Below are 24,498 nucleotides of genomic sequence, written 5' to 3' on the forward strand. Positions count from 1 at the left end.
CAGTTGCGGGCCGCAATCCCCAAAACGAACAATAACGAACTCAAACGTCGATCTTTCTTTTTCGTTTTTGTTGCTTTATGATCGACCCCATGACCCTTAATCCCCGCCAATCCGCCCTGATCGACGCCGTCCGCGAAAGCGGCGCGGCCACGATCGAATCGTTGGCCCAGCGCTTCGGCGTCACCCTGCAAACCGTGCGGCGCGACGTCAACCTGCTGGCCCAGGAAGGCCTGCTGGCCCGCTTCCATGGCGGGGTTCGCGTCGAAGCATCGACCACCGAGAACATCGCCTACCAGCAACGCCAGGCCCTGCATGCCGACGCCAAGCGCCGCATCGGCGTCGCCGTGGCCCGCCACATCCCGGAAGGCTGCTCGCTGATCCTGAATCTTGGGACCACCACCGAAGCCGTGGCCCGCGCGCTGACCCAGCATCGTGGCCTGCGCGTCATCACCAACAATCTGAACGTCGCCGACATCCTGTCGCCCAACCCGGATTGCGAAGTCATCATCGCCGGCGGCACCATGCGTCCCGGCGACCGCGGCATCATCGGCGAAGCCACCATCGAATTCATCCGCCGCTTCAAGGTGGACATCGGCGTGATCGGCATCTCCGGCCTGGAAGCCGATGGCACTCTGCGCGATTACGACCTGCGCGAAGTCAGCGTGGCACGCACCATCATGGCGCAGTCGCGCGAAGTCTGGCTCACCGCCGACAACAGCAAATACCAGCGCCAGGCGCTGGTGGAGCTGGCCAATATCTCCCAGGTCCACCGTTTCTACACCGACCAGCCGCCGCAAGCACCCCTGGCCCGCGTGATCAAGCAAGCCGGCGTGCGCTGTGAAATCGCCAGCGCCCCGGCCGATGACGCCGCCCGTGCAACAACCAACGTGCTTTCCGTCCTGCCATGAACATCAATCCCAAGCCCATCACTCCCCCGTCGCGCGACCGCATCCTGGCGCAACTGGACACTGTCGAACCCTGGGATGTGATCGTCATCGGCGGCGGCGCCACCGGCCTGGGCACCGCGGTGGACGCCGCGGCGCGTGGCTACCGTACCCTGCTGGTGGAAGGCGAAGACTTCGCCAAGGGCACGTCGAGCAAGGCCACCAAGCTGGTGCACGGCGGCGTCCGCTATCTGGCCCAAGGCAACATCAGCCTGGTGCGAGAAGCCCTGCACGAGCGCGGCCTGCTGGCGCGCAACGCGCCGCACGTGGTCTGGCCGCTGGGTTTCGTGGTGCCGGCCTACAGCCTGCTGGACCAGCCCTTCTACGGCATCGGCCTGAAAATGTACGACATGCTGGCCGGCCGCCTGAATCTGCAGCCGAGCCGCCTGCTGTCCCGGCGCAGCACGCTGGAAGAAGCGCCGACCCTGGCCGCAAGCGTCGGCGGCCACGCGCTGCGCGGCGGTGTGCGTTATTTCGACGGCCAGTTCGACGACGCGCGCCTGGCCATCAGCCTGATGCGCACCCTGTTCGACCTGGGCGGCCTGGCGGTCAACTATCTGCGCGTGACGGGTCTGTCGCAAAGCAAGGGCAAGGTCGACGGCGTCCTCGCCCGGGATCGTCTGAATGGCGCCGAACTGATGCTGCGCGCGCGCTGCGTCATCAACGCCACGGGCGTGTGGGTCGATGAAGTCCGCCATATGGAAGATCGCAAGGCGCCCGTCATGGTGGCGCCCAGCCAGGGTGTGCACCTGACCCTGCCGCGTGAATTCCTGCCCGGCAACCGCGCCATCCTCATCCCGAAGACGGACGACGGGCGCGTTTTGTTCGTGGTGCCGTGGAACGGCCACACCATCGTGGGCACCACCGATACCGCGCGCACCGATCTGCCGCTGGAACCCGATGCGGCCCGCTCGGACGTCGATTTCATCCTGGCCACGGCGGGGCGCTATCTGAACCGCCAGCCTACCCGCGCGGATGTAACCAGCGTGTGGTCGGGCCTGCGTCCGCTGGTGAAGGCCACCGGCGTGGGCAATACCAAGTCGCTGTCGCGCGAGCACACCATCCTGGTGTCCGACGGCGGCCTGGTCACTGTCACCGGGGGTAAATGGACCACCTATCGACGCATGGCCCAGGACGTGATGGATACGGTGTTGCGCGAGCAGATGCTGCCGCATGCCAATTGCCAGACCCAGAACCTGCCCTTGCATGGCGCGGCCGGCATGATGCCGGCGCAGAACACCCCGACATCGACGGACGCGTACTACGGCTCCGACCTGTCCGCCGTGCGGGCGCTGCCCGGCGCCGACCGCATGCTGGTGGCCGCCAGCGGCTTGACCGAGGCGCACGTGCGTTATGCAGCCCGCAGCGAACTGGCGCGTTGCGTGGAAGACGTACTGGCGCGGCGCAATCGTGCATTGTTCCTGGACAGCCGCGCGGCCCTGGATGCCGCGCCGGAAGTCGCGCGCATCCTGGCCGAAGAACTGAATCGCGACGAGGCCTGGCAGAACAAGAGCATCCAGGCCTTCGCTGTCACGGCCGCGCAGTACCAATTGGATTGAGCCCGCGGGCTTGGGCGCTTACAAGCTAATAGCTTTTCGTCAGTAAGCGGGGCGTAGAATCATCCGCGTCCCGCGGCTTCGGCCGCACATGCTCTGGAGATGTGCGCGATGGCTATACCCAAGATCCAATTCGGCCGCACCGGCCTGAAAGTATCCCGCCTGGCACTGGGCACCATGACCTTCGGCTTGCAGACCGAAGAATCGGTGGCCAAACGTATTCTCGACAAAGCCACCGACGGCGGCATCAACTTCCTCGACACCGCGGATGTCTACCCCTTGGGCGGCACCCAGGAAACCGTAGGACGCACCGAAGAAATCGTCGGCCGCTGGCTGCAGGGCCGGCGCCAGCAATACATCGTCGCCACCAAGGCCGTTGGCGTGACGGGTCCCAACGATTGGGACAAAGGCGCGTCGCGCAAGCATCTTCTCGACGCCATCGACCTGTCCTTGAAGCGTCTGCAGACGGACTACGTCGACCTGTATCAGCTGCATTCCGACGACGACAATACCCCGCTCGATGAAACCATCGAAGCGCTGGACGTCATCGTGAAATCGGGCCGCGCGCGCTATGTGGGCGTGTCCAACTTTCTTGCGTGGCGCCTGGCTACCGCGCTGGGCCGTGCGGACTTCCTGCGGCTGACGCGTTTCGTCAGCGTGCAACCGCGCTACAGCCTGTTGTTCCGCGAGATCGAACGCGAGCTGCTGCCGCTCTGCGAAGCCGAGCAGCTGGCCGTGATCCCCTACAACCCGCTGGCCGGTGGCATGTTGACCGGCAAGCACAAGGCCGGCAACCCGCCGCCCGAGGGCACCCGCTTCACCTTGGGCACCGCCGGCGGACGCTACCAGGACCGCTACTGGAACGACCGTGCGTTCGAGTCCGTGGCGCAGCTTGGCAAACTGGCCGACCAGGCCGGCGTGCCTTTGACCCGCCTGGCGCTGGCCTGGGTGCTGGCCAATCCCTTGATCACCGCGCCGCTGCTGGGCGCCAGCAAGCCTGAACAACTGGACGAAACGCTCGCCGCGGTGGACTACAAGCTGGACGCGGATCTCAAGGCACAGCTGGACAAGCTGACGCATGAGTATCGCTACGGGGATTCGGTGCGGTAAAGCCTGGGCGATCAGCCTGCCTTTTCCAGGTAGCCATGAAAGACGCCGACATGGATGTCCGCCCTCTCGGCGGCATCCGGCCACAGATGCTGGCTGTCGAAACGGACGTCGTAAGTGCGCTGCCTGGCGGCCTCGATGCCATGCGCCGCCGCATCCGGAAAGGGATAAAGCGGCGAAACGCCAACGATCGTGCCCGTCTTGCCACGGATATAGGCAGGCATGCGCACATGACCACCAACGAAATCGTTGCGCACGCGTACGGTATCGCCGATGGCCAGCTCGGGCAGGTCGTCCGCGCCGGCACGGCCCGGCTTGGCGGCACGTGACAAAGGCACGGCCTCGCCCGCCAGCTCGTTCAGTTCCTCGGCCTTGATCACGCCCTTCTCGACCAGTAACGTCGCTACCGCGGTGAAGACACGCTCGTAATACGAAGCGCTGACGTAATGGCGCGGATCCATGCGCTCGATCGCGTGCCGGTACTCGTCCATGTTGTACACATGCTGTCCCACCAGGCGCCCGCTGACGGCATTGATCTTCTTCTCCCACGCCTCGTGAAAGGACTCTGAATCGTCGGCACTGACCGGACCGAAGCCCTGGCGGCCGCCGAGATCATGTACTCCATCCATGATGCCTCCTTACCGCGGCTGAGCGGTTTGATTGAATGCCTGCTCCAGGCGTGCCACACCGATCAGCGCGTCTTGCGTCACGCTTGCCGCAAGCTGCTCGACCGTCCAGTCTTCGCTATTCTCGGGGCGCAAGGGCAGCACCATATAGCGCGTGTCCGCCGTTGTGTCCCAGACCCGGATGGCCATGTTTTCGGGCAGGTCCAAGCCCAATTCCCTGAGCACGCTGCGGGCTTCACGGACGACGCGCGCGCGGTAGTCCAGGTCCTTATACCAGCCCGGAGGCATGCCGATGATCGTGAACGCCGTACAGGAACAGAGCGTGCAACAGATCACGTTATGCACCGAGGGAGTGTTCTCCAGCACCACCAGGCTGCCGTGATGCTCGGGCATGGCCATGCCCAGCTCGGCGGCAGCGGCCTTGCCGTCTTTCAGCAGGCGCTGCTTGAATTCAGGGTCGGTCCAGGCCTTCGCGCACAGGCGTGCCCCATTGCTGGGCAGCCATTGTTCGTCGACGAAATGCTCGTAATCCGACACCGTCGTCGGCGTAAGCAAACCCTGGGAATCGACCAGGTCAGTCAGCGCATCGACGCGCCGCGGCATATGTGCAGTCATCTCACTCTCCAGGAAACAGGATGCGCCGGCCTTCCATGACGGCGCGGGCTCCGCATCGTCATGCATGTTAGTCAGCCAGCATCATTCTATCCATGCTGGCGATCGGCAGCGCTTCGGATCGACAGGCCGGCGCTCCAGGGGACTATTTAATGCGAAGAGACAAATTCCGACCCCGCATGCGCGGGCGGCACGGCGAAGCTTTCCCGCATGCGGCGGGTCTCCGCCGCCGGCGTGCTGCCGAACAGGCGTTTGAATTCCCGGTTGAACTGGGACGGGCTCGCATAGCCGACGGCGTTGCAGGCCGCTTCCACGGTCATGTCCTGGCGCACCATCAACAGCCGCGCCTGATGCAGGCGGGTCGACTTTACGTACTGCATCGGCGACGCCCGCGTGATGGCCTTGAAATGGGTGTGGAAGCTGGGCACGCTCATGCCGGCCTCCCCCGCCAGCACGGCGAGGTCCAGATCCTGGGCGTAATGGGCATGGATGTGCCGCAGCGCCTTGCCTATCTTGCCGAAGCGACCCTGCATGGCCAGGGCCGCGCGCAGGGCATCGCCTTGCGATCCCGTCAGGATGCGGAAATACACCTCGCGCAACAGCGCGGGGCCGAGCACCGCCGCGTCGAGCGGACGGTTCATGACTTCAAGAAAACGCAAGACCGAACCGCGCAGGTTTTCATCCATGGGACTGGAGAACATGCTTTGCGGCGTGTCATCGCGCATGGGCCTGCCCAGCCTGTCGATCTGGATCGTCAGTTCCGTCGCCAGCTGGAAATCCAGATGCAGGTAGATGGCCAGTAAGGGATGCTCCGGCGTGGCGTCGGTTTCCATGGTGAAGGGAACGGGCACCGCCACGGCCAGGTAATGCTGCTCGTCGTAAACATAGACCTGGTCGCCAAAATAGCCGCGCTTGCGGCCCTGGCAGACGATGACGACGCCAGGGTCGTACAGCACCGGCGTGCGGGATAACGCACGATCCGAACGCAGGATGCGGACACTGGGCAGCGACGTCAGGTTGTAGCCCTCTTGCGGGGCCAGCGCGCGCAGCAAGGCGGTCATGCGTTGCTGCGCGTGCGCGTCCTGGTCGGGTCCGACATGCTTAGGCAATTTTGAGACTCATAGGATTAGGCATAAATAATAGAAAAATACGCCTTAGAAATCCCACGGCGCCTGAATATTATGCAGGTTCTTCGGAAATTTTCCATCAGGAGATTCGCATGACTTCCAACAAAACCATCCTCATCACCGGCGTCAGCAGCGGCTTTGGCCGCGCCCTGGCCCAGCAGGCGCTGGCTGACGGCCACCGCGTGATCGGCACCGTGCGGGGTGCGTCGGTCCTGGCTGAGTTCGAGGCGCTGGCGCCGGGTCTCGCACATGGCCGCATCCTGGACGTGACCGACGTCGATGCGGTACCCAAGGTGGTCGCCGGCATCGAGGCCGAAGTCGGCCCCATCGACGTGCTTGTCAATAACGCCGGCTACGGGCACGAAGGGGTGCTGGAGGAATCGCCCTTGGACGAGATGCGGCGGCAATTCGACGTCAATGTCTTCGGCGCGGTAGCCATGATGAAAGCCGTGCTGCCGTTCATGCGGGCGCGCCGCCGCGGCCATATCCTGAATATCACGTCCATGGGTGGCTTCATCACCATGCCGGGGATTGCCTACTACTGCGGCAGCAAGTTCGCGTTGGAAGGAATTTCCGAGGTATTGAGCAAGGAGGTCGGGCCACTGGGCATCGCGGTGACCGCCGTCGCGCCGGGATCATTCCGCACGGACTGGGCTGGACGGTCCATGGTGCGGACGCCGCGGTCGATACCGGACTACGACGCGCTGTTCGAACCCATCCGCAAGGCGCGGGAGGAGAAGAACGGCAAGCAGCTGGGGGACCCGGCCAAGGCGGCGCGGGCCATGCTGGATGTGATCGGTAGCGATAAACCACCCGTGCATCTGCTGTTGGGCAGCGACGCCTTGGCGCTGGTGCGCGGCAAGCTGACGGACATGGCCGCGGAAATCGATGCCTGGGAAACGGTCAGCCGGTCGACGGATGGCTGAATCGGTTAAGGTAGCGCGTCTGCTTATTCATACGTCTGCCAAATGGAAGTCCACGATCAATTGCGCGCGCTGCTCGATGAACAGGGCATCACCTACAAACTGCTACAGCACGCGGCCGAGGGCCGGTCCGAAGCGGTCGCCGCGATACGCGGCACCGCGGTTGGGCAAGGCGCCAAGGCCCTCGTCTGCCGGGTAAAGATATCCTCGACCAAGCGGGCCAATGTGTTGGCGGTTTTTCCGGCCGACCGCCAGGCGAAACTCGATGCGATTGCCGAAGCATATGGCGGCAAGAAAGCGTCGTTGGCGTCGCGGGATCTGGCGCGTGAGCTGACGGGTTGCGAGATAGGCGCGATTCCGCCCTTTTCGTTTAACGCGGAGCTGGAGCTGCTGGTGGACAGCACGCTGGGGCAGCGCTATGAAGAGATCGTCTTCAACGCTGGACGGCTGGATTCGTCGATATTGATGCGGGCGGATGATTATCTGCGGCTGGTCACGCCGAAGACGGCGTCGTTCACGTCGGAACAGGCGGTTGATGATGCAGATGAAGAGACGGCGGATGCCGGTTCCGCAGGTAGCGTCGGTACCCCGTAAACGCCACGGTTGAACGTGACCTCATATCGCTGATTCCCATGTGCCTTGCCGTCCTCGCCCTGCATGAACTTCCGCATCTGCCGGTGCTGATCGCCGCGAATCGTGATGAGTATCACGCGCGGCCTACCGCGCCGGCCGCGCCGTGGGACGACGGGTCGGACATCGTCGCGGGGCGCGACTTGAAGTCTGGGGGAACCTGGATGGGGATGACGCGCGGCGGGCGCTATGCCTTGGTGACGAACTTCCGTGATCCCATGCGGGTGTTGCCGGATGCCCCTTCGCGGGGGGATCTGGTCGGGGACTTCCTGCGGGGTGATGAGACGCCCGCGACGTATGCGGCGCGTGTCGATGCGGTCGGGGAGCGGTACAACGGCTACAACCTGATCGTTGGGGATCTTTCCGGTGCCTGGTATTGCAGCAACCGGGGCGCACCGGCCCGGGCCTTGCCGCCCGGGATCTATGCCTTATCGAATCATTTGCTGGACACGCCGTGGCCCAAGCTGGCCCGCACCAAGGCGGCGTTTACGCGCTTGCTGCGGGAGGGTTCGCGGGAGGATGCTGAACGCTTGCTGCGACAGCGTACGCCACCGGACGCTGAACGCTTGCTGCACGGGGGTTCGCTTGCGGATGCTGAGCGTTGGCCGCAAGAATTCGCCCCGTTGGACATTGAGGGACTGCTGCTGGCCCTGGCCGATCGCTCGGTCGCGCCGGATGCTGAGCTGCCCGACACCGGCATAGGTCTGGACCGCGAACGCTTCCTGAGCAGCCCTTTCATCGTCGATCCTGTCTACGGCACCCGCAGCTCCAGCGTCATGGCCTTGTCGGCCCAACACTGCCTCTTGCATGAACGCCGCTTCGCCCCCGACGGCACCGCCCTCGGCGACGTAGACCTCCGCTACCCCGTCCACCTTGCCCGCTAACGCATTCGCAGCGGCATCCGCAGCGCCACTCGCGGCGGCGCACGTGCCGGCGAGCCGTGAATCGTCGCTATCCGGCAGGCGGAAGCGTGATCCTGTCCGGCTCGGCCAATGCCGCCACGGAGCCAAGGGTCACCGGCTTCAAAGGTGCCCGAATTCGATAAGCCCCCACATCCGCCGGGTCGCGCCCCACTGACCGCGCCAGGATTTGCGTAACCGTCAGGCCGCACATGCGTCCCTGGCAAGGCCCCATGCCGCAGCGGCTGAAGAATTTTGTCTGATTCGGTCCCTGGCAACCCAGCCGCGCCATTTCCCTCACCTGGCCGGCGGTCACTTCTTCGCAGCGGCACACCAAAGTATCGTCGGCGCAATCGATCAACCACGCCGGAGGCCGGTACAAGGCATCCAGGAAAGGACGAATCCGCGATTGCCGCGACAAACGCGCTCGCCACGGACCGGCAAGCGTCGCTGCCTTCCCCGTCTCCAGCCGGCCGACTGCCACGGCGGCGCCCAATGCGGCAATCGCACCGCTAGCCTCCGCCGCGAGCGCCCCCGCGATGGCGGCGCCATCCCCCGCCACGCGGCAGCCGGGCAAGGAGGTTTCCCCCCATGCGTCCACGGCAGGATGCCAACACCCTTGACTATCGCTCCATTGATGCGCCACACGGAGCAGACGCGTGATCTGCGTGTTCGGCACCACGCCATGGTGCAACAGCACGACATCGGCATCCAGGCGCTGGCGCCTTCCCTCGCTGGAAAACGAGACCGCGCCGACCCGTCGACTGCCGTCCGCTTCCTCCATCCTCACGTCTTCGGCCCGCCGGAACACGGGCACGCCGGCACGCCACAGCGTCCCAAGCATCCCCAGACCCTTCGCCAGCATCGCGGGCGCGCCCAGCGCTGCCGGCAGGTGCGGTAGCGCGGCACCACGGTTGCCCGCCGGCATGGTATCCACGATACCGGCGATCCGCCCACCGGCCCGCAACAGCTGGCACGCCACGAGCAATAGCAACGGTCCGCCCCCCACCAGGACGGCGCGCCCATCCGGAATGCTTGCGGATGTCTTCATCGCGATCTGCGCCGCGCCCGCGTTCATCACGCCAGGAAGAGTCCAGCCTGGCAACGGAGACGGATGCTCCATGGCCCCGCTGGCGATCAGCAGCTGAGGCGCCCGCACGCTGAAGGATAGATTTGCCTGCTGGGCAGTCACCGTCAGGTCCTGTGCGATATCCCATACCAGCGAACCCGGCCGCACTTCCGCGCCTGAATCCGCATAACGCCGTGCGAGCGCATTGCCGTACCGGTATGCCGGCCCGAGCAAGCGGGCCACGGCTGGCGACGCCTTCGTCACGTCGCGATAGACCTGCCCACCGGGGCGCGGCTGTTCGTCCAGCACGACCACGCTCAGGCCCTGCTGCCGCGCCGTGACGGCGGCTGACATGCCCGCCGGCCCTGCACCGATGATCACAAGATCATGCGTATAGGCGCTCATACCATGCCCCCTGCTCGCGGCGCACCGTTAAGACGCCTGACCTGCATCCCCTCGCGCACTTCGACCATGCAGGACTGCACGTTGCGCCTGCCGTCGACTTCCACCAGGCATTCGAAGCAGACGCCCATCAGACAAAGAGGCGCGCGCGGCGCGCCGGAAACCGCCGTATAGCGTAAAGGCAGCGCATCCTCCGCCAGCAAAGCCGTGGCCAAGGGTTGGCCCGCTGCGACCCGCACGGCCCGGCCATCGATATGGATGGCCACCGTCGGAAGCTGCCTGGCGGCGCGGGAATCAATGGGTTTGAACATGAAAGCGATCCGCCTTGAAACTCTCTATATGCATAGGCCGAACTCCTGTCCGTATCCAGTCCGCCAAGGGACCTGCATGCACGGGCGCCAGCGTGATGCCGCTGTGGCACGTCACCGCGAACGCTCCCGGACAGCGCGCCGACTCCTGATAAATGGGATAGCCATCCGGGCTCATCACCCGCAAGGCGCCCCACGTTCGCACCATGTTCACGTCGGACAGCAAGGGAAAACAGCGCACCGCGTGCGCCGCGATGCGCGCCATGACTTCGATCGTCGTGCCATCGTCGACGCCAACGTCCTCCTTGGAGCCGCCGATCTGCACCACGCCCTCACCGGTCTGCCGTACGTCGTGGCATGGGTAGTTCAGGAAAGGCGCAACGCGCTCGCTCACCAGCAACTGCCCGCGTATGGGTTTCACGGGAATGTCGAGTCCCACTTGCAAGGCCAGCGCCTGGTTCGACAGCCCCGCCGCCAGTACGACGCGGCGCGCGTGATAGCGGCGATCGCCTGCCTGGACCCGGAAAGCACTATCCAGGCACTCGATCTGCTGAACCTGCACGCCGGATTCATGCCGCCCGCCCAGGGCACGGAAGCCTTGCGTCAGCGCCCGCAAGGTACGAAGCGGGCTCACGTGACCATCAAGCGGGCAATAAATGGCGCCCGCGACAGCGGGTCCAATTTCGGGAATTCGTTCACGCAGGGCCTGCAGGTCCAGTCTCTCGTAGGGGTAGGCGATACCCAGCGCGGTTCCCAGTGCATCGAGCTTCCGGCTTGAAGCAGTCAAGGCATCGTCATCGACGCCCACCGTCAGGCCACCGGGTTGGCGCAACTCGACATCGACGCCAGTCAGCGCTTCCAGATCGGCCGCGAACGCGCCCCAACGTTGCGCCGCCTGCATGGTCCAATGCGCGTAGTCGGGATTGCCCAGGCCCTTCCCTTGCACCCAGATCAGGCCGAAATTCCCGCGCGACGCGCGCAACGCGTCGTCCTGGCCATCCAGCACGCAAACGGTATCGCCAGCACGGACCAGCCCGTAAGCGACGGACAGACCCACCACGCCGCCGCCCACGACCAAGGTATCGAAATCGGCTTGCATATCCCAAGGCCTTATTGCGGCTTGATGTTGCGCTCGCGCGCCAACCTGGCGGCGGTACCGGCGTCACCACGCTCGAACGCGGCAGCCAAGGCCAGCAGGCGCGCGTCGTCGCCCGGCCGGCCAAGGAAAGAAATCCCGACAGGCATATTGCCCGGCGCCCAGCCCCCGTTCACGGTGACCTCGGGAAAACCGGTCGCCGATGAGATCTTCCCGGCGGCGTAGGCGTAGGACTTGCACACGAAGGTGGCATCGGCCTTGCCCGGAACAACGGGTGCCGTGCACGCGATCGTCGGGAAGACCAGCGCGTCATAGCCGCCTTGGTCCATCACGGCAAGCAGCCGGCGCTTCAAGTCGGGAATCACGACACTGAGCATTTTGATGTACGCCGGCGAATCCGTTGTACGGGTCTCCAGGTTCTCCACCAGCCCTTTGTAGCGGCCGGGGTTGATCACCTTGCTGCCCTTTCCGGTCAGACCGTCCAGCACTCGCAGGAACGCCGGCAGATCATGGGGCTGGTCGGCTGGCAAGGTTGCCAGGTAGGCATCGAACTGCGGACGGAATTCCGCGAGGCCGATCGGACCCAGCAGATCGGCCTGCAAAGTGGCGAAGTCACCGGAAAGGCGAACATGGGTGATGCGGGCGCCGGCCTTCTCCATCGATGCGACAGCCTGGCGCTTGACGTCGTCCACATCGGGGCTGCCGCCGTCGAAGTTGTCCACCACGGCAATCGACTTGCCTGCAAGACTGGCGCCGGCAAGGCCGGTGGCCAGGCTTGCCGGGGTGCTCGCGGCGCCCACCGTCGAGCCGTCTTGCTTGTCCTCGCCCTGGATCGCGTCGAGCACGATGGCCTGATCCTCCACGCTGCGCGTGATCGCGCCCGCCACGTCCGACGTAAGCGACATGGGAATGATCCCGGAGCGGCTCACCAGCCCCATGGTTGTCCGCATCCCCACCATCGCGGTCACGCTGGCTGGCGCACGTATGGAACCGGTCGTATCGGTGCCCAGCGCGAAAGGCGCGAACTGCTCGGCGACGGCAGCGGCAGAACCGCTGCTGGAGCCATCCGCGGTCCGTAGCGGGTTGTATGGATTCAGGGTCTGACCGCCTACCGAGCTATACCCATACCAGCCGTAGGAAGCCGCCAATTCGGACAGGTTGGTCTTGCCCAGCAGAATGGCCCCCTGGTCCAGCAGGCGCTGGATGACGAACGCGTTCGTTGCCGGTGTCGACGTGCGCAATGCAAGCGAGCCGCCCGTTGTGGGCATGCCCGCGGCGTCGTAGTTGTCCTTTGCCAGGAACGGAATGCCGGCCAGCGGCGCGCCGGAATTGCCCGCGCCGGGCTGGGCACGTTGAGCGTCCCAGGCCTTCGCCTGCTCCATGGCATGTGAGTTGACCTGAATGACGGCATGGGGCCCTCGTTCGAGACGATCGCCGGCGTCGATGCGCGCCAGATAAGCGCCCACCAGCGCCTCGGCACTCAACGCGCCGGAATCCAGCGCCACGCGCAACTCCGGAAGACTCATCGCGACGATCTTGTCTTGCGACATGGCGGACGCCCATGCGGGCATGTGGAAGCAGGCAAGCAGCATTGCGCTTGCCGCGAAGCGAAGGGGCAGCGGACGGGCACGGGGCCGGAACAAGGCGTAAGTGGGAACGAGGGTCGGCTTAGGATGCATGGCGCAACCTCCTGGTGATCAGGAATGTATGAACGGGATTGGGAACGGGAGCGGGAGAGTGAACGGGATCGTTGGACGTCGTGACGCCCCTTGCTAATCGACCTGCGCGCCCGACGCCTTGACCACGGGCGCCCATTTGGCGCGCTCCTCGCGCAACAGCGCGGCAAAGGACGCGGGGTCGCCACCGAAAGTGCCGGGCGTGCGGTCCACACCCATGACCAGCAGTTGCTTGGCGACCGCGGAGCTTTGCATCGCCTTGTTCACTTGCGCGTTGATCTCGCTCGCGACCCCGGCGGAAATTCCCGCTGGCCCGACCAGACCGAACACGACACTGGCTTCCATGCCTCGAAAGCCGGCCTGCGCCATCGTCGGCACATCTTTCAAGGTGCTCAGGCGTTCCGGCGCCGTCACCGCCAGCGCGCGCACCTTGCCGCCCTGGATCATGGGCAGCGCCACCGGTACCGAGGCAAAGAACATATCGACCTGGCCACCGATCAGGTCCGTCATGGCCGGCGCCGCGCCGCGGTACGGGACGTGCAGCATATTGAGGCCAGCCTGGCGCTTCCACAGTTCGCCGACCAGATGCGCCAAGGTGCCGTTGCCGGAGGAGGCAAACGAAACCGTCGCTTTCTTGCCTGCCGCCACGAGTTTTTCCACGCTGTCATAGGGTCCATTGACGGACGTGATCAGGACCAGCGGCACCTTGGCGAGCAAGGCAATGGGCTGCATGTCCTTCTCGATGTTGTACGGAATTCGGTGATAGAGAAACTCGTTGACGATCATGTTGCTGGATTCGCCCAGAGCCAGGGTGTAGCCGTCCGGCCCCGCGCGAAAGGTCTGGTCGAAGCCGATATTCCCGCCGCCCCCGGGCCGATTCTCGGCGATGACGTTCCATTTGACGGACTCAGCCAAGGCGTTGGCCATCAGCCTTGCCATCGCGTCCGTGCCCCCGCCCGGCGGCGCCGGCACGATGAGTCGGATGGGCTTGATGGGGAAATCCTGGGCCATGCTGGTTCCAGTCACCGTCAAGGCGCCGAACACCAGGCTCGAACGCAGCAGCGCGCGCCGGCGACGGTTCATATCGTTGGTCGTGTGGTTCATGGTGCCTATCCCTTGCTGTGTTGTTGTGAGTGATTGCTGTATTCGTCGCGCTCGTCACGCCACTGTCCGACCCGGCAGGCCCAGCGTGCGTAACAACGGTCCGCTATCGCTATCGCCATTGCGCAATCCGGCAATGGCATCGAGAACCGCCTGCTGCCGAGCCGAAGACAATCCGCACCGGGTGGCCACGCGAAACTTGCGTTCCAGGTCGCCCCATGCCATCGGCGTGGCGGGATCTCCCCGCGGATCCATGACCGGCGATGCCAGACGCTGGCCGTTGCGAAGCGTGATGGTCACGCTGGCCGGTGAACGTGCTGGAAAAAGCGGCTCGATATCGGCGTCGTGTATCACCGTGATCCGTGCCGCCAGCTCGCGTACGGTCGCATCGCCGAGGTGACTTCCTTCCAGCGGAAGCAAGGCGTCGCCGCCATGTACCGCGCACAAACCCAGGCAATAGGGAACGCTGTACTGCGCCTCCACCAGCGTGCTGGGGGTCGCACTGTTGGCCAGGTTGAAGGTGGCGCGATAGGTGCGGACCTGCATGTCTGCAATATCCCGCGCATGCAGGCCGTGCGCGGCCTGCAGATGCAACCACCCTTCCAGTGGCGCATGGATATGGCGGCAGCATCCGAAAGGCTTGAAGTACACCCCCTGGATCAGAGGCGTTTTACCCAGGCCGTGCAGCAGGACGTCCGGGTCGAAAAGCCGCCTGTCATCGAGCACGGCGAGCGGGCCGGCGTATCCGGCCATGGCCAGGCGTAGCGCCGTCCACCCGGCGGCGACACCAGCCGGAATGCCTTCCTTCACGTCGGAGCCTGCAAGGCCGGCCAGGGCAGGCAAGGCGGGAGCCGTCTGGGCCGCGATCGCCAAGGCATGCGCGATAACACCGGGATGCAGGCCCAGCATCTTTCCGGCCGCTGCCACCACGGCGTAGCCGGACCAGGCGCCCGACGGGGCATAGGCAGGTCTGGACATGGCCAGACGCAGGCCCACCTCGTAGCCGACAACAACTGCCGTCAACAGATCTTGGACAGTGTGCCCGGGTAGCTCGTCCGCCAGGGACAGCACGGTGGGAATTACTGCCGCGCCTGGATGCCCGCGCGCCTGACGATAGCCATCGTCCAGGTCGAGCGCGGCCGTTGCCGCGCTGTTGGCGAATGACGCCGCGGCAGCGCTACCCGTCTTGCCCGTGAACCACAGCGAAGACCGGCCTGCTCCATACAAGGCCAGCCCGGTCGCTTGCGCCGCTTGCACGGCGGGCAGGTCCGCCGCGGCAGCCGCGCTGGCAAGCGCGTCCAGAAGGCAACGCCATGTTGCCTCCATGGTCCGCGCATCGAGGTCGCGAGCTGCCATGCCGGCGACATACTCGCCAAGCCGCAAGCCCATACCGGCGGCTGGCGCGGCGGCGGGCTCGGCCCCTGGAATCCCTGGAACATTACTTGTCAGCATATTTTTTCGTCGGCATCATGGGCGAGCCATTGGTGGCTTTTCCTGCGTGTTTCTTGCAGTTTTTCGAATGATAGGCGGGCCAATTTCTGAAAAATAGTGAAGAAACGACTCCTGCTTATGTCTTTGAGGTATAGATGAAAATCGAAATAAACATGCGCCATATCGAGGCATTCCGGGCGGTCATGATTTCCGGCAGCGTCGTGGGTGGGGCCAAGCTGCTGAATGTGACGCAGCCTGGCGTCAGCCGCACGATCGCGCTGCTGGAACTGCGGCTGGGGTATGCCTTGTTCCAGCGCAAAGGGCGGCGACTGGTGCCGACGTCGGAAGCCGAAGCCCTGTATCGGGAGGTGGAACAGCTTTATGCCGGCATCGATCGGATCACGCAGGTGGCCTACGACATCGGCCATCACCGCGCCGGTGCGCTGCGCGTGGCGACCCTGCCCGCGCTGGCGCAATGGTTCATACCCAAGGTGATCGCGCTCTTCCTGCAAACGCGCCCGAAGGTTCGGGTCTTCGTGCAGACCTTGCCCTCGACGCAGATTGCGGAACTGGTGGCGACCAGGCAGTTCGATATCGGCGTGGTCGAATTGCCGATGTCCAAGTCCGGGGTAAGCGTGCAGCCTTTGCCGGCCAGCAACATCGTTGCAGTCTTGCCGGCCCGTCACAGGCTTGCTGGACAAAAGCGGATCGCCTTGCGCGACCTGGACGGTGAGCGGCTCGTGCTGCCCTCCCCGCAAAGCTATCTGCGCTACCAGATCGACGATGCGTTCAATCGCCAGGGCATTACGCCTGACGTAGTCGCGGAGACGCCGACCTCGCCGTTGGTGTGTGCGTTGGTCGCGGAAGGGGCGGGTATCGGCCTGGTGTCGGCATGGACGCCCATGCCAGGGGATGATGCTCACATCGTGCAGCGACCGCTTGAGGAGCGCCTGCAGTCCCAATACGCGTGCATGCGGCCGGAGAACGCCGTCCCCATGGCGTTGGCTGACGAATTCCAGCATCTGCTGGCCACGCAGATGCAGGCTTTAACCCCGGAATACGCACACTCCTGACGAGGCAGGCGGCCCTAGGGAGCGCACCATCACATCAAAAAACTCAATGTATATCCATACAAAAATATTGATTGTTTGAATATATCCGCCCCCTTAGCCTACCCGGAAATCAAATAAAAGCATTTCCGGAGGCACCGCGCAGGGCAAATGAATGAATACGTAGACTACATAATCGTCGGCTCAGGCCCGGCAGGCTCGGTCATCGCCAGGCGCCTGAGCGAACGCACCCACCGCAGTATCTGCGTCCTGGAAGCCGGCTGTGAGGACAAGGACTTCTTCATCCGTGTCCCCGCCGGTTTCGTCAAAACCCTCTACGGCGGCAAGATCACCTGGAATCTCCAGACGGAACCCGCCCCCGCCACCCACAACCGCAAGATCGCCATGCCGCAAGGCCGCGTGGTGGGCGGATCCAGCTCGGTCAACGGCCTGGTCTACTCACGCGGTCAGCGCGAAGACTTCGACGACTGGGAAAAATGGGGCAATCCCGGCTGGGGCTACGCCGACGTCCTGCCCTACTTCAAACGCTCCGAACGCCGCCTGGGCCCCGCCGACCCCACCTTCCGTGGCACGGCGGGCGAACTCCCCATCACCAACCCCGACTGGACATCGCCCCTGTGCGACGCCTTCATCAAGGGCTGTGAAGAGTCCGGCATCCCCGTCAACCCGGACTACAACGGCGAAGAACAAACCGGCGCCGGCTATTTCCAGCGCTATATCTACAAGAACAAGCGCGTCAATTGCTCCGACGCCTTCCTGCGCCCCGCCATCAAGACCGGCCGGGTCACGCTCAAGTCCGAAGCCCTGGTCTCGGAAATCCTCTTCGAAGGCAAGCGCGCCATCGGCGTGAAATACACCCGCAACGGTGTCACGCACACGCTCTACGCCAACCACGAGGTAATCATCAGCGCGGGCGCCGTCAACTCGCCCAAGCTCCTGCAGCTTTCCGGCATCGGCCCGCAAGCCCTGCTCGCGCAACACGGCATTACGGTCAAGCACGCCCTGGCCGGCGTGGGCGCCAACTTCCGCGACCACTACACCGTGCGCAGCATTTCCCGCGCGAAGTCGGTCACCACGCTGAACGAGCTGTCCAAAGGCTGGCGCCTGGGCCGCGAAGTCATGCGCTGGTTCATGGGCAAGCCCAGCATCCTCAGCCTGAGCCCGTCGATGGTGCACGTCTTCTGGAGTACCCGCTACAGCCCCAACCGCGGCGACATCCAGGTGCTCTTCACCCCGGCCAGCTACAAGCCCGGCAGTAATTACGTACTCGACGACCTGCCGGGCATGAGCACCGGCGCCCGCCAGCAGCGGCCGGAAAGCAGTGGCTACGTCCACATCCAGTCGAATGATCCCTTGTCGGCCCCCCTGGTCCAGCCGAATTTCCTCGACCACGAACTGGACCAGCGCACCGTCGTTGAAGCGCTGAAGCTCGCGCGTCAGCTGATGGCGACATCGGCCATGGCCCCCTACCTGGTGCAGGAGCTGCAACCGGGCAAGGACGTCACCAGCGACGACGAATGGCTGGATTACGCCAGGCAGAAAGGCACGACCGGCTATCACATGGTGGGCACCTGCAAGATGGGTCGCCGCGAAGACCCCATGGCCGTGGTGGACGCCACGCTGCGCGTCCATGGCCTGGAAAACCTGCGTATCGCCGACGCGTCCATCATGCCGCAAGTCCCGTCGGCCAACACCCTGGCGGCCAGTCTGATGATAGGCGAGAAGGCCGCGGACCTGATCCTGGCGAATCAAGCAGCCTAGCGCCGCGACAGCCAGCCGCGCACAGCACCGCCACCCCCTCATTCAAATCACAGGAGATAGACAATGTCCCAGAACGCCACCGAGATTCTCAAAGCCGTTTCCCCGCTCAGCCTGATCGCCGGCGAGCGCGTCAGCAGCGGCGCCACCTTCACCGTCCATGACCGCTTTTCCGGCGCGGCCATCGCCCAGGTCGACCAGACCTCCCACGCCAATATCCAGCGGGCCGTGACCACCGCGCGCGCAAACCTGAAGAAAGTGCCGGACGGCTACGAACGCGCGCGCATCCTGCGCAAGGCGGCGGAGATCATCCAGTCCCGCAAGCAGCAGTTCGTCGACATCATGGCCCTGGAAGCCGGCTTCACGGCCGCCGAAACGACCAATGAGATCGCCCGCGGCCTGGACACCCTGGAAATCTCCGCCGAAGAAGCCAAGCGCATCTGCGGCGAAATGATCCCCATGGACGGCAATCCGGGCCAGAAGGACCGCATCGCCTTCACGCTGCGCACGCCGGTCGGCATCGTCTGCGCCATCACCCCCTTCAATGCCCCGTTCAACGCCCTGCTGCACAAGATCGCGCCGGCCATCGCGGCAGGTAACGCGGTGATCCTCAAGCCGTCCGGCTACACGCCCCTGACGGCCAGCCTGATCTGCGACGTGCTGCTTGAAGCCGGCTGGCCCGCCGAACTGCTGTCCCTGATCCAGGGCGAAGGCGCCGAGGCCGGCGAATGGCTGCTGGACGAACAGGACATCAATTTCTACACCTTCACGGGCAGCACCCGCGTGGGCCGCATCATCCAGCAGAAGGCCGGCCGCCGCCGTACCCAGCTGGAGCTGGGCAGCATCGCCTGCACCGTGATCTGCGACGACGCCGATATCGAACTGGCGCTGCCGCGCATCCTGCGCGCCACCTTCCGCAAGGCAGGCCAGGTCTGCACGTCGATCCAACGCCTGTATGTGGCCAAGTCCCGCATCGAAGAGGTCACGGCGCGGCTGGAACAAGCCACGCGCGCGCTCAAGAGCGGCGACCCGCGCGCCGCCGGCATCGACGTCGGCCCCATGATCGCCGAAAAGGAAGCCATCCGCGCCGAGTCGTGGGTGAATGAAGCCGTCGCCATGGGCGCGCGCGTCGTCGCCGGCGGCAAGCGCGACAAGTCCGTGCTGCAGCCGACCATTCTGGCCGACGTGCGCGTGGGCATGAAAGTGGTCGACCAGGAAATCTTCGCCCCGGTGGTCACGCTGCTGCCCTTCGACAAGGTGTCCGAAGTCATCGAAAGCATCAACGCCACGCCCTACGGCCTGGCAGCTGGTGTCTTCACCAACGATGTCAACACCGCCTTCTACATGGCGCGCCAACTGCGCGTCGGCGGCCTGCACGTCAACGAGACGTCCAGCTCGCGCAACGACGGCATGCCTTATGGCGGCGTCAAGGACAGCGGCTACGGCTTCGAGGGGCCGAAATACGCCATCCGCGACATGACGGACGAAAAGATCGTGACGTTCTCGCTGAACGACCCCGCTTAAACAAACCGTCCACATCAGGAAAGAAGCAATCGCACCACATCCGGGGCGCGACGGCAGCGGCTTGCCGTCGCGAACGTCCGGCATATATTTTTAAAACCAAGGAGACACATAAAATGAACAGCAAGCAAAACAACAATAATCGCCCGGGCCGCCTGCTTCGTGCCGGCGTTGCCGCCATCGGCATGGCCTTCGCCGTCGCCGCCCACGCCGGCGCCTATCCCGAGCGGCCCATCAGCCTGGTGGTCCCCTATACCGCCGGCGGCGCCACGGACGTGCTGGCGCGCACCATCGCCGACAACCTGTCCAAGGAATTGAAGCAGACCATCATCGTCGAAAACTACCCCGGCGCCGGCGGCACGGTGGGACAGTCCCGCGTCGCGCGCGGCACGACGGACGGCTATACGCTGCTGCTCGGCAACGTCGGCACGCTGGCTGCCAATGCGTCGGTCTACAAGACCCTGCCCTACGACATCATCAAGGACTTCACGCCGCTGGCATCGGTCGGCGACGCGCCGCAAGTGCTGTCGGTGCGGTCCAATTTCCCGGCATCGAATTTCGATGAGTTCGCCGCCTATGCCAAGGCCAATGCCGCGAAGATGAACTTCGGCGATGCCGGCATCGGCTCCGGCGCGTTCCTGGGCGGCATGCTGCTCAATGCGAAACTGGGTATCAATGTGACGCCAGTGCACTACCGCGGCGCCGCGCAAGCCACGTCCGACGTCATGGCAGGCCAGATCGACTACACCGTGGAAAGCAGCAGCACCGCGGTCGGCTCGATCTCGACCGGCAAGATCAAGGGGCTGATGGTGCTGGCCGAGGAACGCGTCAGCGTGCTGCCCAATGTGCCCGCCGCCAGCGAGACCTCGCACAAGGATCTCAAGTACGTGATCTGGAACATGATGTTGGTGAAGAAAGGTGTGCCGTCCGACGTGGTGGAAAAGCTGAATGCGGCCATCAACAAGACCCTGACCCGGCCTGAGCTGCTGCAACGCTACAAGGAAATGGGCGTGACCGTGCCCGTCGCCGAACACCGCAGCCTGGATGGTTCGCAGAAACTGCTGGCCGATGAAGTGACGCGCTGGCACAAGCTGTTGACCGACGCGGGCGTGAAGCCGGAGTGATGTAAAGCCCGATCAAGGACGCCGGGATCCCGGCGTCCGCGCAACTTCTGCGCCCTCAGCCAAACGAGGAAATCGTCTTGGCCAGATTCACCAGCTTGCGGATCACTGTCTGGCTTTGATCCACGCCCCACGCGGCGTTGAAGGAAATCTGCGGAAACGGCGGCGCGTCTTTCAACACCACCAGTTCACCGCGCTTGAGTTCCGCTTCCACCAGCGGATAGGTCATCAAACCGACGCCGGTGCCGCTGCATATCAATTGCTTGAGGGTCAGGATATTGCTGCAGATATCGACTTTGATCCGCAGGTTGTGGTCCTTGATGATCTTCATCAGGATCGGATACATGGGCGATTCTTTCGACAGCGACCACACCGGCTTGCTACGCAACAAGTCCAGCCAGCTCGCCTGCGACTGCCCTCCCTCCTGGCCGACCAGTCCCGGCGCCCCCACCAGCATCACATCGACAGCGCCGATCGGCTCCACGTGAAAGCGGTCCGACGTCAGCGAAGGCGTGGCCATGAACACCAGATCCAGGTGCCCGGCTTCGAGCTTGCTCACGCTGAGTGACGTCTGTCCCACCTCCACGTCGAAGCTCAGTTGCGGCATGGCGGCACGGGCGGCCGTGATGAACTGGGGAAACCAGGTCTGTCCGACCAGGCCAGCGATGCCCAGGCAGATAAGGCCTGACGCATGCGTCGCGTCATCGAGCGAATAAATAACGTCATCGATGGCCGCCAGCAGCGGCTTGATCTGCTGGACCAGCTCGCGGCCCTGCGTGGTCAAGTCCATCTTGCGGCCACGCTTGTGGAAGACCGGAAAACCCAGACGCCCTTCCAGCTCGCGCATGCGCGCCGAGACCGTGGGCTGGGTCGTATACATATGGTCGGCGGCGGCCTGGAAGCTCCCGAGCTGTGCGATATGGCACAGGGTCTGGAGATGCACGATATTTAGTTTTGCCATATTTCCGAGTCGTCGCGAAAGACGAAGCCGAATTTTGCCTGAATTTCGCTTGGTGCTTGGGGCCTGGCCGCCGCCGGCCTGTCCGGGGCGCGGGTATGGCGCTTGCTCAGCAAGAGAACTTTTCTCGACTCAGCCCATCGAAACACGTAGTACACCCAGTGGAGAGCACCATGAAACAAGTATCGACTCATAGTCTGGCGCGGAGGGCGGCTTCCCAGCGTGCCGGCGGCCGTACGCAAATGCAGCTTTACCGTCCCCTCATGGTCACCGCCCTGGCCGGCGCCCTGCTCTGGGCCGCCAGCATGTCCGGCGCCCACGCCGCTTTGCCCGAAACGCAGAAGCAAGGCAACGTCGAGTACGTCACCGGTGGTATCGGGCTGGACGAATCGCAGTCCCTCAAGGCGGCCGAGAAAAGCTATCCCCTGTCGCTGCTGTTCGCGCGCAAGCTCGACGGCAAGAATGACTACACGGCTGACGTGAAGGTCGTGATCACCGATGCCAAGGGGGGCTCAGTATTGACCGCCACCAGCGGTGGTCCCTATATGCTGGTCAAACTGCCGCCGGGCGAATACAAGGTGTCGGCGACCTTGGATGGCAATGAGCAGACTCGCCAGGTGTCGGTCAAGGGCAATGGCTCGGCGCACGCCGGTTTCGAATGGAACGCCAAGTCGACAAAGTAATCAGGCCCCCCCGTACCGCGCGGAGCGCGGCCCCCAAGGGGCGACACCAGCGGACTGGAAGGAAGGCCCACCCCGAGTCGCTACGCGCCTCCCCCTCGAGGGGGCGACACCGGCGGACCGGGGGACCCGGCTCCGCGGTGTCCCCGCTAGGCGGGCGTTCTTGAGTTATAGCTGGAAATTAGAAGTTAGGCCCGTTTCATTGTTGCTTTAGCCGCTCACGCCGCCTGCAGCGTCGGATAGTCCGTATAGCCCTCTTCCGTTCCGGAATAGAACGTTGAAGGGTTCGGCGCGTTCAAGGGCGCATTGGCTTCAAACCGCTCGGGCAGATCCGGATTGGCAATGAACAACACGCCATAAGCCACGGCATCGGCCTCGCCCGCGCGCAACACGGTGGCGCCGGTGTCCTGCGTGAAGCCGTCATTGGCGAACACCACGCCACCGAATTCCTGCTTCAGCTGCGGCAACAGGCGGCCTTCGCTCAAAGGTTCGCGGATGCACAGGAAAGCCACGTTGCGGCGCCCCAGTTCGCGCGCCACATAACCAAAGGTCGCGGCCGGCGTCGAATCGCTGATCGAGTGCGCCTTGCCTTGCGGCGACAGATGCACGCCAACGTGGTCCGCGCCCCAGACCTCGATGCAGGCGTCGGTGGCCTCGAGCAGCAGGCGCGCGCGGTTCTCGATGGAGCCGCCATACGCGTCGTCGCGGTGGTTGGTGCTGTCTTCCAGGAACTGGTCAAGCAGATAGCCATTGGCGCAGTGCAGTTCCACACCGTCGAAGCCGGCCAGCTTGGCGTTTTCCGCGCCCTGGCGATAAGCCTCTACGATGCCGGGGATTTCATCCAGGCGCAGCGCGCGCGGCGTCACGTAGGGACGCTTGGGCCGCAGCACGCTGACGTCGCCTTCAGCGGCGATGGCGCTGGGCGCAACCGGCAGTTCGCCATCGAGCAGGCTGGGGTCGGAGATACGGCCCACATGCCACAGCTGCACCACGATGCGGCCGCCCTGTGCGTGCACCGCGTCCGTGATCTTCTTCCAACCGTTCACCTGCTCGGCCGACCAGATCCCCGGCGTGTTGGGATAACCCACACCCTGCGGCGTCACCGAAGTCGCTTCGGTGATGATCAGCCCGGCCGATGCGCGCTGCGTGTAGTACTCGACCATGCGATCGGTGGGCACGCGGCCGGGACCGGCCTGCATGCGCGTCAGCGGCGCCATGATGACGCGGTTGGGCAGACTCAGGCCACCGACCTGAAGGGTGGAGGAAAACGAAGTCATGAAGGCGTATCCTTTACGCAGAATGTATGCGCGAATTCTAAACGCGCGCAGGCCCTGAAAATTGGACGGATTCCGCGACAACACATGTCAGCGGTCGTCCCAGACCCGGATCCAGGATCGTCAGTCCTGGCCGACCTTTCCACGTAATTGCTTGGTCAATCCATGCATGACTTTGCGCTGAACGCGCCGCCGTTGCGACGACCGCGTGGGCCGCGTGGCCTTGCGCGGGATGACCGGCTTGGCGGCCTCTTGCAGCAGGGCCACCAGGCGATCGATGGCCTCGCCGCGATTCTTGTCCTGGCTGCGCGACGTCTGCGCCTTGATGACCACCACGCCGTCCTTGCTGATGCGCCGGTCGCCCAGCGCCAGCACGGCTTCCTTCAATTCGTCCGGCAATGAAGACGCGCGCACATCGAAGCGCATATGCACCGCGCTCGACACTTTATTGACGTTCTGCCCGCCCGCGCCCTGGGCGCGGATCATCAGGAATTCGATCTCGCGCTCATCCAGCGCGATGTGGTCATTGATGGAAATCATGGCCGAAGTCTACTATTCCATCACCCGGACGCCTACAAGGTTGCTGACACCCGGACTTGAAATCGTCGA

Annotated in this window: 23 protein-coding genes; 11 read left to right on the forward strand and 12 right to left on the reverse strand. The window is 64.4% G+C overall.

Features of this window, described 5'->3' with window-relative positions:
- Positions 1 to 89: 89 nt before the first annotated feature.
- The 3 genes from ASB57_RS10380 to ASB57_RS10390 all read left to right on the forward strand — a co-directional run bounded on the left by ASB57_RS10380 (position 90) and on the right by ASB57_RS10390 (position 3,610).
- Positions 90 to 908 (forward strand): DeoR/GlpR family DNA-binding transcription regulator, encoded by an 819-nt coding sequence (locus ASB57_RS10380; RefSeq protein WP_057652167.1) that lies wholly within the window; start codon positions 90 to 92, stop codon positions 906 to 908.
- Positions 905 to 2,503: a glycerol-3-phosphate dehydrogenase/oxidase gene (locus ASB57_RS10385; protein ID WP_057652168.1), complete on the forward strand. Its 1,599-nt coding sequence runs from the start codon at positions 905 to 907 to the stop codon at positions 2,501 to 2,503. Before ASB57_RS10380 ends, ASB57_RS10385 begins: the two co-directional genes overlap by 4 nt.
- A 108-nt stretch (positions 2,504 to 2,611) precedes the next feature.
- On the forward strand, positions 2,612 to 3,610 hold the full coding sequence (locus tag ASB57_RS10390) for an aldo/keto reductase (RefSeq protein WP_057652169.1): 999 nt from the start codon (positions 2,612 to 2,614) through the stop codon (positions 3,608 to 3,610).
- A gap of 11 nt (positions 3,611 to 3,621) precedes the next feature.
- Here the strand turns inward: ASB57_RS10390 and ASB57_RS10395 are convergent, their stop codons facing one another.
- The 3 genes from ASB57_RS10395 to ASB57_RS10405 form a co-directional block, all read right to left on the reverse strand.
- Positions 3,622 to 4,236, reverse strand: a complete 615-nt coding sequence (locus tag ASB57_RS10395; RefSeq protein WP_057652170.1) for an SH3-like domain-containing protein — start codon at positions 4,234 to 4,236, stop codon at positions 3,622 to 3,624.
- Positions 4,237 to 4,245: 9 nt separating this feature from the next.
- On the reverse strand, positions 4,246 to 4,848 hold the full coding sequence (locus ASB57_RS10400) for a nitrile hydratase subunit alpha (RefSeq protein ID WP_057652171.1): 603 nt from the start codon (positions 4,846 to 4,848) through the stop codon (positions 4,246 to 4,248).
- A 146-nt stretch (positions 4,849 to 4,994) separates the two neighbouring features.
- Positions 4,995 to 5,906, reverse strand: coding sequence for an AraC family transcriptional regulator (locus tag ASB57_RS10405; RefSeq protein ID WP_057656059.1), 912 nt, complete (start codon positions 5,904 to 5,906; stop codon positions 4,995 to 4,997).
- A gap of 158 nt (positions 5,907 to 6,064) precedes the next feature.
- Between ASB57_RS10405 and ASB57_RS10410 the strand changes: the two genes are divergently transcribed.
- From ASB57_RS10410 to ASB57_RS10420, 3 genes are read left to right on the forward strand one after another with little or no spacing between them, the layout of a single operon-like run.
- The gene (locus ASB57_RS10410) at positions 6,065 to 6,898 is read left to right on the forward strand and encodes an oxidoreductase (RefSeq protein WP_057652172.1); all 834 of its coding nucleotides are present in this window, start codon (positions 6,065 to 6,067) and stop codon (positions 6,896 to 6,898) included.
- 42 nt (positions 6,899 to 6,940) lie between these two features.
- Positions 6,941 to 7,489 (forward strand): YbaK/prolyl-tRNA synthetase associated domain-containing protein, encoded by a 549-nt coding sequence (locus tag ASB57_RS10415; RefSeq protein WP_082621511.1) that lies wholly within the window; start codon positions 6,941 to 6,943, stop codon positions 7,487 to 7,489.
- Between the two features lie 38 nt (positions 7,490 to 7,527).
- Positions 7,528 to 8,409, forward strand: a complete 882-nt coding sequence (locus ASB57_RS10420) for an NRDE family protein (RefSeq protein WP_057652173.1) — start codon at positions 7,528 to 7,530, stop codon at positions 8,407 to 8,409.
- A gap of 67 nt (positions 8,410 to 8,476) precedes the next feature.
- Here ASB57_RS10420 and ASB57_RS10425 read toward each other — a convergent pair whose 3' ends face one another.
- The 6 genes from ASB57_RS10425 to ASB57_RS10450 form a co-directional block, all read right to left on the reverse strand.
- The gene (locus ASB57_RS10425; RefSeq protein ID WP_057652174.1) at positions 8,477 to 9,898 is read right to left on the reverse strand and encodes an FAD-dependent oxidoreductase; all 1,422 of its coding nucleotides are present in this window, start codon (positions 9,896 to 9,898) and stop codon (positions 8,477 to 8,479) included.
- Positions 9,895 to 10,206, reverse strand: a complete 312-nt coding sequence (locus tag ASB57_RS10430; RefSeq protein WP_057652175.1) for a (2Fe-2S)-binding protein — start codon at positions 10,204 to 10,206, stop codon at positions 9,895 to 9,897. The genes ASB57_RS10425 and ASB57_RS10430 overlap by 4 nt, the downstream gene beginning before the upstream one ends.
- Entirely contained in the window at positions 10,190 to 11,302 is a 1,113-nt protein-coding gene (locus ASB57_RS10435; RefSeq protein WP_057652176.1) for an FAD-binding oxidoreductase, read from the reverse strand. The genes ASB57_RS10430 and ASB57_RS10435 overlap by 17 nt, the downstream gene beginning before the upstream one ends.
- Positions 11,303 to 11,313: 11 nt before the next feature.
- Positions 11,314 to 12,978, reverse strand: a complete 1,665-nt coding sequence (locus ASB57_RS10440; RefSeq protein WP_082621512.1) for an amidase family protein — start codon at positions 12,976 to 12,978, stop codon at positions 11,314 to 11,316.
- A gap of 93 nt (positions 12,979 to 13,071) precedes the next feature.
- Positions 13,072 to 14,079, reverse strand: coding sequence for a tripartite tricarboxylate transporter substrate binding protein (locus tag ASB57_RS10445; RefSeq protein WP_057652178.1), 1,008 nt, complete (start codon positions 14,077 to 14,079; stop codon positions 13,072 to 13,074).
- Between the two features lie 54 nt (positions 14,080 to 14,133).
- Positions 14,134 to 15,528, reverse strand: a complete 1,395-nt coding sequence (locus ASB57_RS10450) for an MmgE/PrpD family protein (protein WP_231755388.1) — start codon at positions 15,526 to 15,528, stop codon at positions 14,134 to 14,136.
- A 134-nt stretch (positions 15,529 to 15,662) separates the two neighbouring features.
- Between ASB57_RS10450 and ASB57_RS10455 the strand changes: the two genes are divergently transcribed.
- The 4 genes from ASB57_RS10455 (at position 15,663) to ASB57_RS10470 (ending at position 20,980) form a co-directional block, all read left to right on the forward strand.
- On the forward strand, positions 15,663 to 16,580 hold the full coding sequence (locus ASB57_RS10455) for a LysR substrate-binding domain-containing protein (RefSeq protein ID WP_082621513.1): 918 nt from the start codon (positions 15,663 to 15,665) through the stop codon (positions 16,578 to 16,580).
- A gap of 147 nt (positions 16,581 to 16,727) precedes the next feature.
- Positions 16,728 to 18,338, forward strand: a complete 1,611-nt coding sequence (locus ASB57_RS10460; protein ID WP_057652180.1) for a GMC family oxidoreductase — start codon at positions 16,728 to 16,730, stop codon at positions 18,336 to 18,338.
- Between the two features lie 63 nt (positions 18,339 to 18,401).
- Positions 18,402 to 19,859: an aldehyde dehydrogenase family protein gene (locus tag ASB57_RS10465; RefSeq protein WP_057652181.1), complete on the forward strand. Its 1,458-nt coding sequence runs from the start codon at positions 18,402 to 18,404 to the stop codon at positions 19,857 to 19,859.
- 113 nt (positions 19,860 to 19,972) lie between these two features.
- Positions 19,973 to 20,980: a tripartite tricarboxylate transporter substrate binding protein gene (locus ASB57_RS10470; protein ID WP_057652182.1), complete on the forward strand. Its 1,008-nt coding sequence runs from the start codon at positions 19,973 to 19,975 to the stop codon at positions 20,978 to 20,980.
- Between the two features lie 55 nt (positions 20,981 to 21,035).
- On the opposite strand, the gene ASB57_RS10475 is transcribed toward ASB57_RS10470, so the two are convergent.
- Positions 21,036 to 21,938: a LysR family transcriptional regulator gene (locus ASB57_RS10475; protein WP_057652183.1), complete on the reverse strand. Its 903-nt coding sequence runs from the start codon at positions 21,936 to 21,938 to the stop codon at positions 21,036 to 21,038.
- Positions 21,939 to 22,177: 239 nt separating this feature from the next.
- Between ASB57_RS10475 and ASB57_RS10480 the strand changes: the two genes are divergently transcribed.
- A complete protein-coding gene (locus ASB57_RS10480) occupies positions 22,178 to 22,618 on the forward strand; it encodes a carboxypeptidase-like regulatory domain-containing protein (RefSeq protein ID WP_057652184.1) in 441 nt (146 codons plus the stop codon).
- A 215-nt stretch (positions 22,619 to 22,833) separates the two neighbouring features.
- Here the strand turns inward: ASB57_RS10480 and ASB57_RS10485 are convergent, their stop codons facing one another.
- Positions 22,834 to 23,892 (reverse strand): alkene reductase, encoded by a 1,059-nt coding sequence (locus ASB57_RS10485; RefSeq protein ID WP_057652185.1) that lies wholly within the window; start codon positions 23,890 to 23,892, stop codon positions 22,834 to 22,836.
- Positions 23,893 to 24,012: 120 nt separating this feature from the next.
- Positions 24,013 to 24,429 (reverse strand): alternative ribosome rescue aminoacyl-tRNA hydrolase ArfB, encoded by a 417-nt coding sequence (arfB, locus tag ASB57_RS10490; protein ID WP_057652186.1) that lies wholly within the window; start codon positions 24,427 to 24,429, stop codon positions 24,013 to 24,015.
- Positions 24,430 to 24,498: the final 69 nt, after the last annotated feature.

This window comes from Bordetella sp. N (genome assembly GCF_001433395.1).
In the GTDB taxonomy this organism is placed as follows: Bacteria; Pseudomonadota; Gammaproteobacteria; order Burkholderiales; family Burkholderiaceae_B; genus Bordetella_C.

Coding starts and splice junctions, on each gene's coding strand:
- ASB57_RS10415 (WP_082621511.1), top strand. CDS start 6,941: ATGGAAGTCCACGATCAATTGCGCGCGCTGCTCGATGAACAGGGCATC.
- arfB (WP_057652186.1), bottom strand. CDS start 24,429: ATGATTTCCATCAATGACCACATCGCGCTGGATGAGCGCGAGATCGAA.
- ASB57_RS10400 (WP_057652171.1), bottom strand. CDS start 4,848: ATGACTGCACATATGCCGCGGCGCGTCGATGCGCTGACTGACCTGGTC.
- ASB57_RS10470 (WP_057652182.1), top strand. CDS start 19,973: ATGAACAGCAAGCAAAACAACAATAATCGCCCGGGCCGCCTGCTTCGT.
- ASB57_RS10460 (WP_057652180.1), top strand. CDS start 16,728: ATGAATGAATACGTAGACTACATAATCGTCGGCTCAGGCCCGGCAGGC.
- ASB57_RS10430 (WP_057652175.1), bottom strand. CDS start 10,206: ATGTTCAAACCCATTGATTCCCGCGCCGCCAGGCAGCTTCCGACGGTG.
- ASB57_RS10380 (WP_057652167.1), top strand. CDS start 90: ATGACCCTTAATCCCCGCCAATCCGCCCTGATCGACGCCGTCCGCGAA.
- ASB57_RS10445 (WP_057652178.1), bottom strand. CDS start 14,079: ATGAACCACACGACCAACGATATGAACCGTCGCCGGCGCGCGCTGCTG.
- ASB57_RS10480 (WP_057652184.1), top strand. CDS start 22,178: ATGCAGCTTTACCGTCCCCTCATGGTCACCGCCCTGGCCGGCGCCCTG.
- ASB57_RS10435 (WP_057652176.1), bottom strand. CDS start 11,302: ATGCAAGCCGATTTCGATACCTTGGTCGTGGGCGGCGGCGTGGTGGGT.
- ASB57_RS10450 (WP_231755388.1), bottom strand. CDS start 15,528: ATGCTGACAAGTAATGTTCCAGGGATTCCAGGGGCCGAGCCCGCCGCC.
- ASB57_RS10455 (WP_082621513.1), top strand. CDS start 15,663: ATGAAAATCGAAATAAACATGCGCCATATCGAGGCATTCCGGGCGGTC.
- ASB57_RS10405 (WP_057656059.1), bottom strand. CDS start 5,906: ATGACCGCCTTGCTGCGCGCGCTGGCCCCGCAAGAGGGCTACAACCTG.
- ASB57_RS10395 (WP_057652170.1), bottom strand. CDS start 4,236: ATGGATGGAGTACATGATCTCGGCGGCCGCCAGGGCTTCGGTCCGGTC.
- ASB57_RS10420 (WP_057652173.1), top strand. CDS start 7,528: ATGTGCCTTGCCGTCCTCGCCCTGCATGAACTTCCGCATCTGCCGGTG.
- ASB57_RS10465 (WP_057652181.1), top strand. CDS start 18,402: ATGTCCCAGAACGCCACCGAGATTCTCAAAGCCGTTTCCCCGCTCAGC.
- ASB57_RS10385 (WP_057652168.1), top strand. CDS start 905: ATGAACATCAATCCCAAGCCCATCACTCCCCCGTCGCGCGACCGCATC.
- ASB57_RS10475 (WP_057652183.1), bottom strand. CDS start 21,938: ATGGCAAAACTAAATATCGTGCATCTCCAGACCCTGTGCCATATCGCA.
- ASB57_RS10390 (WP_057652169.1), top strand. CDS start 2,612: ATGGCTATACCCAAGATCCAATTCGGCCGCACCGGCCTGAAAGTATCC.
- ASB57_RS10485 (WP_057652185.1), bottom strand. CDS start 23,892: ATGACTTCGTTTTCCTCCACCCTTCAGGTCGGTGGCCTGAGTCTGCCC.
- ASB57_RS10410 (WP_057652172.1), top strand. CDS start 6,065: ATGACTTCCAACAAAACCATCCTCATCACCGGCGTCAGCAGCGGCTTT.
- ASB57_RS10440 (WP_082621512.1), bottom strand. CDS start 12,978: ATGCATCCTAAGCCGACCCTCGTTCCCACTTACGCCTTGTTCCGGCCC.
- ASB57_RS10425 (WP_057652174.1), bottom strand. CDS start 9,898: ATGAGCGCCTATACGCATGATCTTGTGATCATCGGTGCAGGGCCGGCG.